Annotated in this window: 14 protein-coding genes; 9 read left to right on the top strand and 5 right to left on the bottom strand. The window is 35.2% G+C overall.

Features of this window, described 5'->3' with window-relative positions:
- Window positions 1-586 precede the first annotated feature (586 nt).
- The 6 genes from CIB95_RS04415 to spo0A all read left to right on the top strand — a co-directional run bounded on the left by CIB95_RS04415 (window position 587) and on the right by spo0A (window position 8,278).
- Complete coding sequence (locus tag CIB95_RS04415) at window positions 587-1,189, top strand: CNNM metal transporter family protein (RefSeq protein WP_094922447.1); 603 nt, start codon at window positions 587-589, stop codon at window positions 1,187-1,189.
- A gap of 15 nt (window positions 1,190-1,204) precedes the next feature.
- Entirely contained in the window at window positions 1,205-3,100 is a 1,896-nt protein-coding gene (gene dxs, locus CIB95_RS04410) for a 1-deoxy-D-xylulose-5-phosphate synthase (protein ID WP_094922444.1), read from the top strand.
- Window positions 3,101-3,105: 5 nt separating this feature from the next.
- On the top strand, window positions 3,106-3,933 hold the full coding sequence (locus CIB95_RS04405; RefSeq protein ID WP_094922442.1) for a TlyA family RNA methyltransferase: 828 nt from the start codon (window positions 3,106-3,108) through the stop codon (window positions 3,931-3,933).
- Between the two features lie 183 nt (window positions 3,934-4,116).
- Window positions 4,117-5,823: a DNA repair protein RecN gene (gene recN / locus CIB95_RS04400; protein WP_094922439.1), complete on the top strand. Its 1,707-nt coding sequence runs from the start codon at window positions 4,117-4,119 to the stop codon at window positions 5,821-5,823.
- Between the two features lie 127 nt (window positions 5,824-5,950).
- The gene (gene spoIVB, locus CIB95_RS04395) at window positions 5,951-7,255 is read left to right on the top strand and encodes a SpoIVB peptidase (RefSeq protein WP_094922437.1); all 1,305 of its coding nucleotides are present in this window, start codon (window positions 5,951-5,953) and stop codon (window positions 7,253-7,255) included.
- 237 nt (window positions 7,256-7,492) lie between these two features.
- Entirely contained in the window at window positions 7,493-8,278 is a 786-nt protein-coding gene (gene spo0A / locus CIB95_RS04390) for a sporulation transcription factor Spo0A (RefSeq protein WP_094922435.1), read from the top strand.
- A gap of 75 nt (window positions 8,279-8,353) precedes the next feature.
- Here spo0A and CIB95_RS04385 read toward each other — a convergent pair whose 3' ends face one another.
- Together CIB95_RS04385 and CIB95_RS04380 are read right to left on the bottom strand one after the other, a co-directional pair.
- A complete protein-coding gene (locus CIB95_RS04385; protein ID WP_094922434.1) occupies window positions 8,354-8,818 on the bottom strand; it encodes a hypothetical protein in 465 nt (154 codons plus the stop codon).
- A gap of 137 nt (window positions 8,819-8,955) precedes the next feature.
- Window positions 8,956-9,717: a DUF3050 domain-containing protein gene (locus CIB95_RS04380; protein WP_094922433.1), complete on the bottom strand. Its 762-nt coding sequence runs from the start codon at window positions 9,715-9,717 to the stop codon at window positions 8,956-8,958.
- Between the two features lie 200 nt (window positions 9,718-9,917).
- Here CIB95_RS04380 and CIB95_RS04375 point away from each other — a divergent pair, with 200 nt between their 5' ends.
- Window positions 9,918-11,306, top strand: a complete 1,389-nt coding sequence (locus tag CIB95_RS04375; RefSeq protein WP_094922431.1) for a sodium-dependent transporter — start codon at window positions 9,918-9,920, stop codon at window positions 11,304-11,306.
- Window positions 11,307-11,367: 61 nt separating this feature from the next.
- Here CIB95_RS04375 and CIB95_RS16175 read toward each other — a convergent pair whose 3' ends face one another.
- The 3 genes from CIB95_RS16175 to CIB95_RS04365 all read right to left on the bottom strand — a co-directional run bounded on the left by CIB95_RS16175 (window position 11,368) and on the right by CIB95_RS04365 (window position 12,062).
- Window positions 11,368-11,538 carry a hypothetical protein gene (locus tag CIB95_RS16175; protein WP_158217561.1) on the bottom strand — a complete coding sequence of 57 codons (171 nt, stop codon included), beginning with the start codon at window positions 11,536-11,538 and terminating at the stop codon, window positions 11,368-11,370.
- A gap of 120 nt (window positions 11,539-11,658) precedes the next feature.
- The gene (locus CIB95_RS04370) at window positions 11,659-11,814 is read right to left on the bottom strand and encodes a YycC family protein (RefSeq protein ID WP_094922427.1); all 156 of its coding nucleotides are present in this window, start codon (window positions 11,812-11,814) and stop codon (window positions 11,659-11,661) included.
- Window positions 11,814-12,062: a DUF2627 domain-containing protein gene (locus tag CIB95_RS04365; protein WP_094922425.1), complete on the bottom strand. Its 249-nt coding sequence runs from the start codon at window positions 12,060-12,062 to the stop codon at window positions 11,814-11,816. The genes CIB95_RS04370 and CIB95_RS04365 overlap by 1 nt, the downstream gene beginning before the upstream one ends.
- A gap of 124 nt (window positions 12,063-12,186) precedes the next feature.
- On the opposite strand from CIB95_RS04365, the gene CIB95_RS04360 reads away from it, so the two are divergent.
- Both CIB95_RS04360 and yqiS read left to right on the top strand, forming a co-directional pair.
- On the top strand, window positions 12,187-14,256 hold the full coding sequence (locus CIB95_RS04360; RefSeq protein WP_094922422.1) for a sigma 54-interacting transcriptional regulator: 2,070 nt from the start codon (window positions 12,187-12,189) through the stop codon (window positions 14,254-14,256).
- Between the two features lie 116 nt (window positions 14,257-14,372).
- The gene (yqiS, locus tag CIB95_RS04355; protein WP_094922419.1) at window positions 14,373-15,266 is read left to right on the top strand and encodes a phosphate butyryltransferase; all 894 of its coding nucleotides are present in this window, start codon (window positions 14,373-14,375) and stop codon (window positions 15,264-15,266) included.
- Window positions 15,267-15,287: the final 21 nt, after the last annotated feature.

Genomic DNA, 15,287 nt, shown 5'->3' with positions numbered 1-15,287 from the left:
ATCTGCCAAAGGGCACATCGATGAAGTTCCTTGTGTCGGCTTAGGGCGCCCAGCCTTGGGTCGATGCTGGGAGTTAAGGTTGTAGGGCGATCCACAAAGGCATGTGGGCGTTGACCCTGCTTCCGCGGAGGCCCATTCTTGTCGCGTAAATGTAAATGCATTGCGTGATGAAATGGGGTATGAACCTGGTGTAGTGAACTAATGGGAGTTTACAGCCAGCGTAGCCTGCCTTGCGTGGAGTCGAGGGGATTATAGTCAACGAAAAATAAGGAGCTAGGCCGGCTACTTATTTTTTAATCTATATGAAATCTACTCTGCAAAAGAGGCTAGGGAATGGTTCAGGACTGTTGAGGAAAACTCCTAGACTGCTCGAGTGACATTTAAAGAGGATTGGAGTACGGACTAAGTGGTAATCTAGTCTAGCGTTTGGTGACAGCGCTAAGTCGGGGTTAAAGGGAAACCTCCAAGGTGGCGACACTTTGGACACCGGCTGGGAAAACCTACTGGACCTAAGCCGTAGTTTTTACTCTTTAAATGACCATCCTTACATATTTCGTTTAAAATTAGATAGGTGATTATAGATAAAATGAAGGATTCTTTAAGAAAGTCAATAAACTGGAGTTTAGGAATTGCCGTTATCACGCTTGTGTTAGCGGCTATTTTTTCAATTATATCAACAGCTATTCTAAGTGGAGTTACATGGGCTGCTGGAATGGCGATTGTTTTACTTATTGTCCTAATGGGTATCTTTTTTGATATTATAGGGGTTGCAGCCACAGCTGCAAATGAAGTGCCGTTTCATGCAATGGCATCTGAACGAGTAAAAGGGGCAAAACAATCTATACTAGTAACTAGAAATGCTGACAAGGTTGCCAGCTTTTGTAACGATGTTATTGGTGATATTTCCGGGATCGTAAGTGGAACAGCTGCTGCTGCAGTTGTCGTTGAGCTTGCGAGACAATTAGGACAAAGTGATAATGGAGTATTCCAATTCGTCATTGCAGTAACTTTTACAAGTATTGTAGCAGCACTTACAGTAGGTGGAAAAGCATTTGGAAAATCTTTAGCAATTCAATATTCAACAGAAATCATTTTCCAAGTTGGTAGGTTTATTTATGTCATTGAAAATAAACTTAAAATAAATTTATTTACAAAAAAACGTAAACGTTCTAAACGGAATGGTAAATGAAAGTGAGGAATGGCGATGGATCTCAATTCCATTAAAAACCCACAAGATATTAAAAATTACACAAAAGAAGAGCTAATCGATTTAGCAAGCGAAATTAGAACGTTCCTAATTGAGAAGCTCTCTGTAACAGGTGGGCATTTAGGACCTAATTTAGGTGTAGTTGAACTTACAATTGCATTACACAAACTATTTGATAGCCCGAAAGACAAATTTATTTGGGATGTAGGGCATCAAGCTTATGTACATAAAATATTAACAGGTCGCGCTGATCAATTCGATACATTAAGACAATATAAAGGATTATGTGGATTCCCAAAAATGATTGAGAGTGAACATGATGTTTGGGAAACTGGACATAGTTCTACCTCTTTATCTGCAGCAATGGGAATGGCAGCTGCTAGAGACTTGATGGGGACAGACGATAAAGTTATTCCAATCATTGGTGATGGTGCATTAACAGGTGGTATGGCTTTAGAAGCACTAAATCACATTGGTCATGAACAAACTGATATGATCGTAATTTTAAATGACAATGAAATGTCGATTGCTCCAAATGTTGGAGCACTACATTCTGTTTTAGGGCGTTTACGTACAGCAGGAAAGTATAAGAAAGCGAAAGAAGAGCTTGAAGGATTATTGATGAAGATCCCAGCTTTTGGTGGTAAAATCGCTGCTACTGCAGAAAAATTAAAAGATACACTAAAATACATGTTAGTATCAGGAATTTTCTTTGAGGAACTTGGCTTTACGTATCTTGGACCTGTAAATGGCCATGATATGGATGATTTAATTGAGACCCTTTCCTATGCGAAAAAGACAAAAGGTCCAGTCATTGTACATGTACTTACGAAAAAAGGTAAAGGGTTTAAGTCAGCTGAGAATGATGAAATAGGTACTTGGCATGGTGTAGGACCATATAAAATTGAATCTGGGGAACAAGTTAAGCCGAAAGCAGCTGCACCTGGATATAGTAAAACAGTGAGTGATACACTAATCAAAATAGCAAAGACGAATGAAAAGATTGCAGTTATTACACCAGCAATGACTGTTGGGTCAAAGCTAGAAGGCTTTGGCAAAGAGTTCCCGAAACGACTTTTTGATGTAGGTATTGCCGAACAACATGCCACGACAATGGCAGGTGGTATGGCTACACAAGGAATGAAACCTGTTTTATCTATCTACTCAACCTTTTTACAACGTGGTTACGATCAAGTTGTCCACGATATTTGCAGACAAAATTTAAATGTTTTCTTTGCAATTGACCGAGCAGGTTTAGTAGGTGCTGATGGGGAAACACATCAAGGAGTTTTTGATGTAGCATTCTTAAGACATATCCCTAATATGGTAGTTATGATGCCAAAAGATGAAAATGAATGTCAACACATGGTATATACTGCTTCGCAATATAATGAAGGTCCAATAGCAGTGCGTTATCCACGTGGAAATGGAATCGGCATACCAATGGACGATCAATTGAAAGAAATACCGATTGGCTCATGGGAAGTCATTGAAGAAGGTACAGATATTGCAATTTTAACGTTTAGTCAAAATATGATTCAAATGGCTCTAAAAGCGCATGAAAAGTTAAAGCAAGTTGGAATATCAGCCAATATCGTAAATGCGAGGTTTATTAAACCTTTAGATGAGGCTATGTTAACTGATATTGCAAAAGCAAAAATGCCTATCATTACATTAGAAGAGGCAGCACTTCAAGGTGGGTTTGGAAGTAGCGTCCTAGAATTTATGCAAGAAAATGGTTTTTATGATACTGTCGTAGATCGTATGGGAATACCTGATCGTTTTATTGAACACGGTAGTGTAAACCAACTTCTTGAAGAAATTGGGCTTACGAGTAATGATCTTGTTGAGCGAGCAGAAAAACTACTCCCGAAAAAAAGACAAAGGGCATAAAAAGTATGAGTAAAAAAGAAAGAGTCGATGTGTTGCTTGTTGAACGTGGATTAATTGAGACTCGTGAAAAAGCGAAACGCGCCATTATGGCGGGAATTGTTTATAGTGACCAAGAAAGAATGGACAAACCAGGTGTAAAAATAGATGAAAATACGCCACTGCATATAAAAGGGTTGGTCATGCCTTATGTTGGACGTGGTGGATTTAAACTAGAAAAAGCGTTACAAACCTTTGATTTTTCGGTTGAAGGAAAAACTGGAGTTGACATCGGCTCATCTACAGGAGGTTTTACAGATTGTGCCTTGCAAAATGGTGCGAAAACAATGTACGCCATTGATGTTGGGTATAATCAGCTTGCTTGGAAACTTAGGAATGATCAGCGAGTAGTCGTCATGGAACGCACGAATTTTCGATATGTTGAAGAAGATTCCTTTTCGAAAGGACTACCTGAGTTTGCTACAATTGATGTTTCTTTCATTTCACTTCGATTGATCTTACCTGTCTTGAAGAAAGTGATTAAAGACAATGGGGATGTAATCGCATTAGTTAAGCCACAATTCGAAGCAGGAAAAGATGAAGTAGGGAAAAAAGGAATTGTACGAGATAAAAAAGTACACATGCAAGTGTTGGAGCAAATGATTGCTTTTGCATTGCAAATTGGCTTTGATGTTAAGAACTTAAGTTTTTCACCAATTACTGGTGGTGAAGGAAACATTGAGTTCTTACTCCATTTACAAGCCTCAAATGCCGATCTTGGTAAAAATTTAATGCAAATAGAAGTGAAAGAGATTGTGGAAACAGCACATCAATCACTTAAGAAAAAGGATAACTAAATTAGTTGTCCTTTTTCATTAGGAAGAAAAAAATGTACAAGCTATTCTAAATCAGATAAGATTATTTACATACAATGCTTTTCTTAATGTGTGAAAGAATTAAAATTAGGGAATGTAACTATTACAAGGTCAAAATAATTCATTGTACATTTAGAGAGAATAATTACAAGGTGTGATTAATAAATGTTAACGGAATTATCCATTAAAAATTTTGCGATTATTGATTCTCTCCAAGTTTCATTTGAAAGTGGACTTACTGTGTTAACAGGTGAAACTGGAGCAGGAAAATCAATTATTATTGATGCGATAGGTTTATTAATAGGTGGTAGAGGCTCTTCTGAATTTGTCCGCTTTGGCAAAGAGAGGGCGGAATTAGAAGGACTTTTCACCATTCATAAAGGCCATTACATACATGATGTTGCTGAGGAATATGGCATTGAAATAACAGATGACATGGTTATTTTACGTAGAGATATTTCAGCAAATGGAAAAAGTGTATGCCGTGTAAACGGGAAAATGGTTACAATATCAGCATTAAAGCAAGTTGGTTCAATGCTAATTGATGTGCACGGACAACATGAAAATCAAATGTTAATGAATGATGAAAATCACATCTTATTACTTGACCAATATGGTTCAAATAATGTCTCAACAGAATTAAGCTCATATCGTCATATTTATTCGGATTACAAAAATATAAATGAAAAACTTAAGCAACTTACTCATGATGACCAACAAATGGCACAAAGAGTCGATTTATTGCAATTTCAAATTAATGAAATTGAAAAAGCTAACTTAATGCCGAATGAAGATGAACAATTAATGGAAGAAAAGCAAAAGCTTCTTAACTTTGAAAAGCTTCATACAGCATTGCAAGTTAGTTACGATGCGCTTACATCTGATGGTCAAGGTTTAGATGCGATTGGAATTGCAATGAGACATTTAGAGGATGTATCTCAAATGGATGAAAAGCTAAAAGATTTTTCGGAAATTGTTTCAAGTGCTTTTTATCAAATTCAAGAAACAACATATTCAATACGTGACTATTATGACACATTAGAATACGATGAAAGTCGTTTAAATGAAATAGAAGCACGTTTAAATGAGATTTATGTCTTAAAAAGAAAGTATGGAAAAGATGTTCAAGAAATTCTTCAATATTGTGACTCGATAAAAGAAGAATTAGATACATTAACAAATCATGAAGAACATTTAATTCAATTGCAAAAAGAATTATCTACAGTAACAAATAAACTTTTTGCAAGTGGTAAGAAATTATCAAAACTAAGGCAGCAAGTTGCTGACCAGCTTAAAAATGCAATAATGAAAGAACTAAAAGATCTTCATATGGACAAAGCTATAATAGAAATAGCATTCGACAATAATGAGTCGCAAACGGTTGAATCCGTTCACTTTGCGAAAAATGGAATTGATAAGATTGAGTTTTTAATTTCAACAAACCCTGGTGAACCTGTAAAACCATTGGCGAAAGTAGCTTCTGGTGGGGAGATTTCAAGAATAATGTTAGCGTTAAAAACAATATTCTCTCAACATCAAGGACTTACTTCAATTATATTTGATGAAGTTGATACTGGAGTAAGCGGAAGAGTAGCTCAAGCAATTGCCGAAAAGATAAGTAAATTATCGAGTGGGTCACAAGTATTGTGTATAACACATCTTCCGCAAGTAGCAGCAATGTCAGATACACATCTTTATATTTCGAAACATGAAAAAGAAGATAGAACATATACAAAAATCACATCGTTAAATGAAGAAGAAAAAATTAAAGAAATCGGTCGTATGATATCTGGAGTAGAAGTAACCCAACTTACGAAAGAACATGCGCGTGAATTATTACAATTGGCAAATAAATTAAAAGCCAGTTCATGAAAAGCTATCCAATTAAGGATAGCTTTTTTCCTTAATATCGGTTATAAATACAGACCAGTAAGGAGAAATTATTATTACAAGCCATTAAAAGCAAGCGTGTGGGTTGGAAGCGAGGAGAGTGAATAGTTTGAACATGGAAATTGTGAGAAGAAGCATAGGTGCATTCCTCCTTGTATTCTTAATTGGCTTAGGCTTTGCTAAACCGGTTCATGAATATTTGGCGTTACCTACTCAGTTAATACTCTTACAGGGACAAAACACAGGGTTTCAAACATCATTACCAGTCTTTGCGAACAGCGATTCGAATACCAATGAGGAAATCATGACATTATCAAGAAATGCAAATGATTTTATAGTACAGGGTAACGAAACAGGCGACTCAAACATGCTACTTGAAATCGCAGATTTTCCAGTGAAAAAAGTTGGCGTAAAAGTTCTGCCCGATATGAAAGTAATTCCAGGTGGCCAATCCATTGGGGTAAAGCTAAATTCGGTTGGAGTCTTAGTAGTCGGACATCATTTAGTTGATACAGAAAAAGGGAAAAAATCTCCTGGAGAACTTGCCAATATTAAAGTTGGAGATATCATCATTGAAATTAATGGTGACAAAATTGAGGAAATGAAAGATTTATCTGATTACGTCCAAGAAGCAGGAATTCGTGAAAAACCTCTTCAAATTAAAGTTTTAAGAGACAATGATAAGTTTACAACAGAGTTATTACCGTTAAAAGACAAGAACGATCAATCCTATCGCCTTGGGTTATATATTAGAGATTCGGCAGCTGGAATTGGTACATTAACTTTTTACCACCCGGAATCGAAGAAATATGGCGCATTAGGACATGTAATATCAGATATGGATACGAAAAAACCAATCGTTGTCCATGATGGACAAATTGTCCGTTCTGAAGTTACTTCCATTGATAAAGGGAGTAATGGAAATCCAGGTGAAAAAATTGCACGTTTCTTTAGCGATCGTGACCAACTTGGAACAATAACGAAAAATAGTCCTTTTGGAATTTATGGAGAATTACAAGACCATATTGAAAATAAAATTATGGATGAGCCATTACCGATTGCACTCTCGCATGAAGTGGAACAAGGTCCAGCTAAAATTTTAACGGTTGTTAAAGGTGATAAAGTACAAGAGTACGACATCGAAGTGATTACATCGACACCTCAAAAATTCCCTGCAACTAAAGGAATGATAATAAAAATTACTGATAAAGAACTATTAGATAAGACTGGTGGAATTGTGCAAGGGATGAGCGGGAGCCCAATTATCCAAAATGGGAAGATTATTGGAGCTGTGACACATGTATTTGTAAATGATCCAACATCAGGGTATGGTTGTCATATTGAATGGATGTTACATGAAGCAGGAATTAACATCTATGAAAAAGAAAATGACAAAAAACGAAAAGTGAGTTAACGCTCATTTTTCGTTTTTTTATTTGTTGTGTAAACGCCTTATCCGTAATACAATAAAAGTAACAAAGATTATTCGACAAACAGGATTGAAAAAAGAGGAATGTGGTCGAATTTAAGAGTATCCATTAGTAAATTAAAGAAAATGTTATTTTTTTAAGGATTTATTTTAAAAATTAAAAGGAATTGAAATGATGTTGTCGAAATTATCTATAAAGAAAATATTTTAGGGGGATTTATGGTGAATAAAATCAAAGTATGTTTAGCTGATGATAATCGGGAATTGGTACATTTACTCGAGGAATATTTATCTAGTCAAGATGATATTGAAATTTTAGGTGTCGCGCATAATGGGAAAGAATGTTTATCATTATTAGATGACTACGAGCCAGATGTTTTATTATTAGATATAATTATGCCTCATTTAGATGGACTGGCAGTACTTGAACATGTAAGAAAACAGGATAGAAAACAGCCAAACGTAATTATGCTTACAGCTTTTGGTCAAGAAGATGTAACAAAAAAAGCAGTTGATCTAGGTGCTTCTTACTTTGTATTAAAGCCATTTGATATGGAAAGTTTAGCTAGCCAAATTCGTCAAGTTGCTGGTGGTGCGCCATCCATGTTAAAGTCAAACGGTAATGGAATGCAATATCAAGCAAAACCAAAAAAGATGGATTTAAGTGCAAATATCACTTCAATTATCCATGAAATTGGGGTACCTGCTCACATTAAAGGTTATATGTATTTACGTGAAGCAATTTCAATGGTATACAATGATATTGAGTTACTTGGTTCGATCACAAAAGTGTTATATCCTGATATAGCTAAGAAATTTAACACGACAGCTTCCCGTGTCGAAAGAGCAATTCGTCATGCAATTGAAGTTGCTTGGTCACGAGGAAATATAGATTCTATTTCAAGTCTCTTTGGCTACACTGTAAGTATGTCTAAAGCGAAACCAACAAACAGTGAATTCATCGCAATGGTTGCCGATAAACTTCGCCTTGAACATCGGGCTTCATAAGAAAGTAAGAATTAAAAATTTTAAAAGAAAAATAAAAGCCATTGAACAGAGTATATCTTGTTCAGTGGCTTTTTCTTAATCTGGGATTATAATCCAATTTCTTGCGATTTGATCAAGATCTAAATAATCAATTAAAAAAAGATTTAAAACATACTGTTCATCTTCAGTTAATGATTCGTTATTATTTATTTTATCTCTAAAGTAAACATACACTTTTGATGCATTTTCCTGGTCCCAAAAAATTGGTTTTTTCGTCTTCATTAACTCTTCTTCCATCTTTATTAAGAACCAATGTTTTTGCATAGTATTTAAGACGTCTGAAACAATAAACAAATCTTTCTTTTCTTCGAGACTATTGTTGTAATCATAAGTTGTCTTAAAAAAATTTACACATTGATAAGTAATAAAAAGGAGAAGTATTATTGCTACTAGTGTAATGTTTGCTAAATATAAGGAAAATACAATACAACCACCGAGAGTTATAAATAAACTAGATAAAATAATTGCGTCCCTATATGAAGATCTATAGCTTTCTATCAATTTAATTCACCTCCACTAGTTATTATTGGCAAAATTAAATAAAATAAAACGATATAGAATAATATAGTTTCGCAAGGATATAAACGTTAAAGAAAAGGCCAAAGATAGGTTGTATCTTTAGCCTTTTTTTGCTTCATCTAATTATTATTTAATTGTTCAATTACCCCATCCCATAATTCAATGCGAGATTGGAGTGCGCCTATTGCTATTTCTTCTGCTTCTTTTAATTTTTCAGGGTCATCTTCACATAATGAATAAAGTAACTTCTCTGCTAATGGGCCGTGATCATCCCCATCTAATTCGATATGATGACTTAAGTAATATTGCATCCACTTTGCATTTTCACCGCGTGATTTTAATTCGTCTAACAATAATTGGAACATATCAGGAATTAAGTCCTCACGACCAAAAAAGAATGCAGCTGCAACTTCGTGGGGTTTCCCGTTCATCGCAATCGATATACTGAAATTCACAAAGTTCTTCACAGAAGCTGGCAAACTTAGGTTATTTAATGCGTCGCTAACTTGCTCACCAGCTTTAATGCGCGTAATAAAGGTAGTAATAGGAGTAGTATCAGCATTAACTTCATCCATCGCTTTTAAGTACAATTCAAAATGACTTATATAGCCGCCTTCACCATCACTATCTGTTTCTTCTTCAATCACAATCTCATTAATGAACCTTCCATATTGAGCATTTTTTGCAGGGGTCCAAGGGACTGTTACACAAGTTAAGTCTTGTTGTAATCGTTTTAGTAAGCTCATAAAATCCCAAACAGCAAATACGTGATGACTCATGAGCGTTTTTATTTTATTAGAGTCGTTCATTTCCTTATAAATAGGATGATGCAAAAGTTTCTCTCTAACTTCAGATATTTTATTAAAATTCAATTGACTCATATTTTTAAAAACCTCCTGTAATTTTCATGGTTGTCCATTTTATAGAGTACCAAGAACACTAATAAAAATCCAATTTTTTACAAATAGGCAAAAGATTTAAAATTTTCTAAAAAGTTGTCCTATTTTCTATAAATATGTGATATAGTGTTAGTGTAATTATTAATTAATACCAGGTACTAAAAGTTTAAGGGGGAAATAACATGGACAAATCAACACAAAGTCGTGAGCAATGGAATTCACGTCTAGGATTTATCCTTGCAGCAATGGGTTCTGCTGTAGGGTTAGGAAACATCTGGAAATTTGCTTATGTTACAGGTGAAAACGGTGGAGCAGCATTTATTTTAATTTACTTAGCGTGTGTATTCTTAATTGGTGTTCCGATTATCTTAGCCGAGTTCACAATTGGACGTCGTGCACAAAGTGATGCAGTTGGCTCATTCCAAAAGTTAGCTCCAAATAAACCATGGGAAATTGGTGGGTTTTTAGGAGTAATTGCAGCATTTATCATTTTATCATTCTATTCTGTTATCGCTGGTTGGGTATTAAAGTATGTTTGGTCATACATTACTGGTGGTTTATGGTCTACTCCTGAATCTGGATTCGGAGGATATTTCGGAGAATTCATCAGTGGAACATACTGGCCTTTATTCTGGCACTTATTATTCATGGTAATGACTGTCGGTGTTGTAGTAGTTGGAATTAAAAAAGGTATAGAAAAAGCAAACTTAATCTTAATGCCTGCATTAGGTGTTTTAATTGTTTTATTAGCTGTATACAGCTTAACTTTAGGTGGAGCTAAAGAAGGTTTAAGCTTTATCTTTAGTCCAGACTGGTCTGCATTTGCTGATCCAAAAGTATACTTGGCAGCACTAGGTCAAGCATTCTTCTCACTTTCATTAGGTATGGGTGCTTTAATCACTTACGGTAGTTACCTTTCTAAGAAAGAAAAATTACCAAGTGCAACGGTTAGTGTTGCATCTTTAGATACTGGTTTTGCAATCGTAGCTGGTATTATGATTTTCCCAGCAATCTTCGCATTCGGATTAGCTCCAGATGCTGGACCGGGATTAATTTTCATCGTATTACCTGAAATCTTCGCTAAAATTGGTGGATTTGGTATTGTTGTTGGACTATTATTCTTCCTATTAGTTGCAGCAGCTGCATTATCTTCTGCAATCTCATTATTAGAAGTAGCAGTAGCATTCTTCATGAGAAAGTATGAGTGGTCTCGTAAAAAGGCAACAATTATTTTAGGTGTAGTTATTTACTTAATTGGTGTTCCTTCAGCGTTAAGCCAAGGTGGACCGTTAAGTGGTAAGAGCTTCTTATTTGGTTTACCTGTATTAGATGGTCTAGCAATGCTATCTGATATCTTACTTCCTATCGGTGGTTTAGTAATCGCACTATTCGTAGGTTGGGGATGGAAGAAAGCAGATGCTCTTGCAGAATCAGACATGAAAGAAGGATTCCTTGCTTCATTATGGATCTTCTTATTACGTTACGTAGCTCCTGTATCAATCGCAATCATCATTTTAAATGCAACTGGATTATTATCTGCAATCTTAGGTGCATTTGGAATTGAATTTTAATTAAAAACAGCTCAATCAAAAAAACTGTTGGCATCTGCCAACAGTTTTTTTATGTATATATTTATTTAAATAAAAAGGTAAGTACCACTATTATTGAACAACTGACACCGGCGAATAAAAAACAATTATTTATCAACTCATAAAATTTTGTTTGTGCTTCTTCCATAGAAGAATCCATTTTTGGAGCATGAATGATCATTTCATCATCTTTCTTTAACGTATTCCTTACCATAAAATAACCCCCTCTAAAGCTTGTCCAATCATTTGTACTAAGTTATGAGGAGGGAGGTAGATTTAGAACAATAAAAAAACCACCTATTGGCGGTTTCTTGATGGTTTAAATCTCACATCATTATTTATCTTCCTTTTTCTCCATGCTTCCTTGTTCGGCTTCCATTAACTTTTGCATTAAAATATGTTTTGGCATATGCATTAGTTGTTCAAGGGGTACATTTAATTTCTTCGCTAATTCAATAGCTGTATCTGCAGAAATTTGCAATGGGTTCATTATTTCTCTCCTCCATTCTTTTGAAAGCGTTTTTGAACATTGTTTCTTTTGCGGTCTCTATGAAAAATAAATCCGGCGACAAAGCTTAAGCCTATTACAAACATAATAAATCCTACGACAAATTGAATCCAAAGAACTGGAAACAGTGGTGCTAAAACACCAAATAGCGTGTCACGCATTAACTTTATTCCATAGCCGGCCATAACGCCAGGGATGACAATTATTAATAAAGCAATTACTCGTTGCATATACATCGGTCCTTTCAACTTTACATTTTCATTTTAGCGAAAATAGTGACTATTGTCTATTTGGCAACATTACAAAACTTTAGTATGATAGTAGTGTGCAAAACTTTGCAGGTGGGAGATAAAAATGAAAAAAGTTATTATAGTTGGTGCAGGAAAAGGCGGACAAGCATTGCTTCGTATTTTTAAATCAACAAAGATAATGGAAGTAGTTGCGATTATCGATAAAGACCCATTAGCTCCTGGAATGCAGCTTGCTAAACAATACGGAATTCAAACTGGGGAGCATTGGTCAGACTTTTTATCTGATGAAATCGATGCGATTTTTGAAGCTACAGGTGATGATGCTGTATTCCAAGTATTATTGCAAAATCGTAGTAAAAAAACAGTATTGATACCTGGATCTGTTGCTTCAATAATATTTAGTTTAATTGAAGAAAAAGAAGAATTAATACAGCGTTTTAAAAAACAATCTTATAAACAGGACTTAATATTAAACTCTACGCACGATGCGATGATTGCAATTGATAAAGATTTAAATATCACATTATTTAATAAAGTGGCTGAAAAATTAACTGGTTTAAGAAGTGAAGATGTTCTTGGGAAAAATATTAATTTATACATGCCATCAAGTCAGTTACCCCGTATTATTTTTACAGGGAAACCAGAAATAAATAAAGAGCAAGTGTTAGAAAACGGGAAAAAAGTGATTACAACACGAATCCCAATGGTAAGTGAATTAAATGAAAGAATCGGTGCTTTTTCCGTTTTTAAAGATATTACAGAAGTCAAGTATTTAGCTGAAGAATTAACAAACTTAAAAGAAGTACAAACGCTCCTTCAGGCAATTATTAAATCTTCAGAAGAGGCAATCTCAGTCGTTGATGAAGATGGTAAAGGGATTATGATTAATCCGGCCTACACGAGATTAACGGGATTGTCTGAAGATGATGTAATTGGTAAGCCGGCAACAGCGGATATAGCAGAAGGAAAAAGTATGCATATGCAAGTGTTAAAAACGAAAACCGCTGTTCGTGGTGCAAGAATGAAAGTAGGTCCTAGTCACAAAGATGTCCTTGTAAATGTAGCGCCAATTGTCGTTGATGAAAAAGTTAAAGGTAGTGTTGGAGTAATTCATGATGTATCAGAAATTCATCAACTTACAAATGAACTTCAACGAGCAAGGCAAATTATTCGTACACTCGAAGCTAAATATACTTTTGACGACATAATAGGAAAATCAGAAGAATTTAATGTTTCGCTGAAACAAGCACAATTGGGCGCGCAAACTCCAGCAACAGTTTTACTGCGAGGAGAATCTGGAACTGGGAAAGAGCTATTTGCTCATGCAATACATAATGCTAGTAATCGAAAATATAAAAAGTTTTACCGTGTAAATTGTGCAGCAATATCTGAATCGTTATTAGAAAGTGAATTATTTGGTTATGAAGAAGGCGCATTTTCTGGAGCGAAAAGAGGAGGTAAACGGGGTTTATTTGAAGAATCCGATGGTGGTAGTATTTTCCTTGATGAAATCGGTGAATTATCTGTAAACACTCAAGCAAAGCTATTAAGAGTATTACAGGAAGGGGAAATCGTTCGAGTTGGTGGTGTTAAACCAATCCAAATTGATGTTCGGGTTATCGCTGCAACGAATGTTAATTTAGAGAAAAAAATTGCTGACAAAGAATTTAGAGAAGATTTATATTATCGACTAAATCGAATGCCGATTCAAATTCCCCCTTTACGAAAGCGAATTTCTGACATTCCTGATTTATGTAAGCATCTCATTACAAAAATAAACCAAGATTACGGCCGAAATGTTGAAAGAGTATCGGATGCAGCGCTTCTGCATTTACAAAGGTATCATTGGCCTGGTAACGTTCGTGAGCTTGAAAATGTCCTTGGTAGAGCAGTTATCTTTATGCCTTTCAATGAAAATGTTATTGATATTGGTCATATTGAATCTTTTTTATTAAATGAAGTTGGTAAAAATGAGAATACTAAAGAGATAAAATTTGTCGAAGGAAAAAGCCTCTCGAGTTTAGTTGAAAAATTTGAAAGAAATATCCTTGAAGAAGCTTTGATAAAACATGAAGGTAACAAAACCGCTACTGCTAAAGCATTAGGATTATCCATTCGAAATTTATATTATAAACTTGAAAAATATAACATTGAAAAAAGTGACCTGCAATAAATTGCATACAACGCAATATTTTGCATCACTTTAAAATGCAAAACCTTTAAAACTTGCCATTTTAAACTTGGCACGATTCTTGCATATATAATATTGGGGACGAAAGGACTGAAGAGATGAAACTACAGAATTTAATAGCAGCAAAATCTAAAGTTCAGAAAAAAATTGCTGTTGCTGCCGCTGAAGATCAAGAAGTGATTGAAGCTATAGCTTCTGCATTAAAACTTGATCTGGCATCGTTCATCCTTTATGGAGATGAAACGAAAATTAAGGCTCTCTTATCTGAACATTCGATAACTGAAAATGAGAAAGTCACAATCACCCACACATCAGGTGCCAATGAAGCCGCTACAGAAGCTGTAAAGGCTGTTAGTTCTGGAGAAGCTGATGTTTTAATGAAAGGGATGGTCCCGACTGCCACGTTATTAAAAGCTGTGCTTAATAAAGAGTACGGATTGAGAACTGGTAATGTACTTTCACACGTAGCTGTTTTTGAGGTTGAAGGGTATGACCGCTTTACAATTGTTACGGATGCAGCTATGAATATAGCCCCTGATTTGAAGCAGAAAGTTCAAATTACAAAAAATGCAGTGCAAATTGCGAGAGCAATCGGGATTGAAACGCCAAAAGTTGCTCCAATAGCTGCTGTTGAAGTTGTTAATCCAGATATGCAAGCTACTTTAGATGCTGCTGCGCTTACACAAATGAACCAAAGAGGGCAATTGAAAGATTGTATCGTCGATGGTCCACTTGCACTTGATAATGCGGTTTCCTTAGAAGCTGCAAAGCATAAAGGCATTACTAGTGACGTAGCAGGAAAAGCTGATATTTTGTTAGTACCTACAATTGAAGTTGGTAATGTGTTATACAAATCACTTATATATTTTGCAAATGCAAAAGTAGGTGCTGTAATTGCTGGAGCTAAAGCCCCAATTGTATTAACATCACGTTCAGATTCAGCAGAAAGTAAGTTAAATTCGTTAATTTTAGCAGTATGTTCTGCAAATTAAATATAAAGGATTATAGGGAGG

It is taken from the genome of Lottiidibacillus patelloidae, assembly GCF_002262935.1.
In the GTDB taxonomy this organism is placed as follows: domain Bacteria; phylum Bacillota; class Bacilli; order Bacillales; family SA5d-4; genus Lottiidibacillus; species Lottiidibacillus patelloidae.
This window is presented reverse-complemented; position numbering and strand designations above follow the sequence as displayed.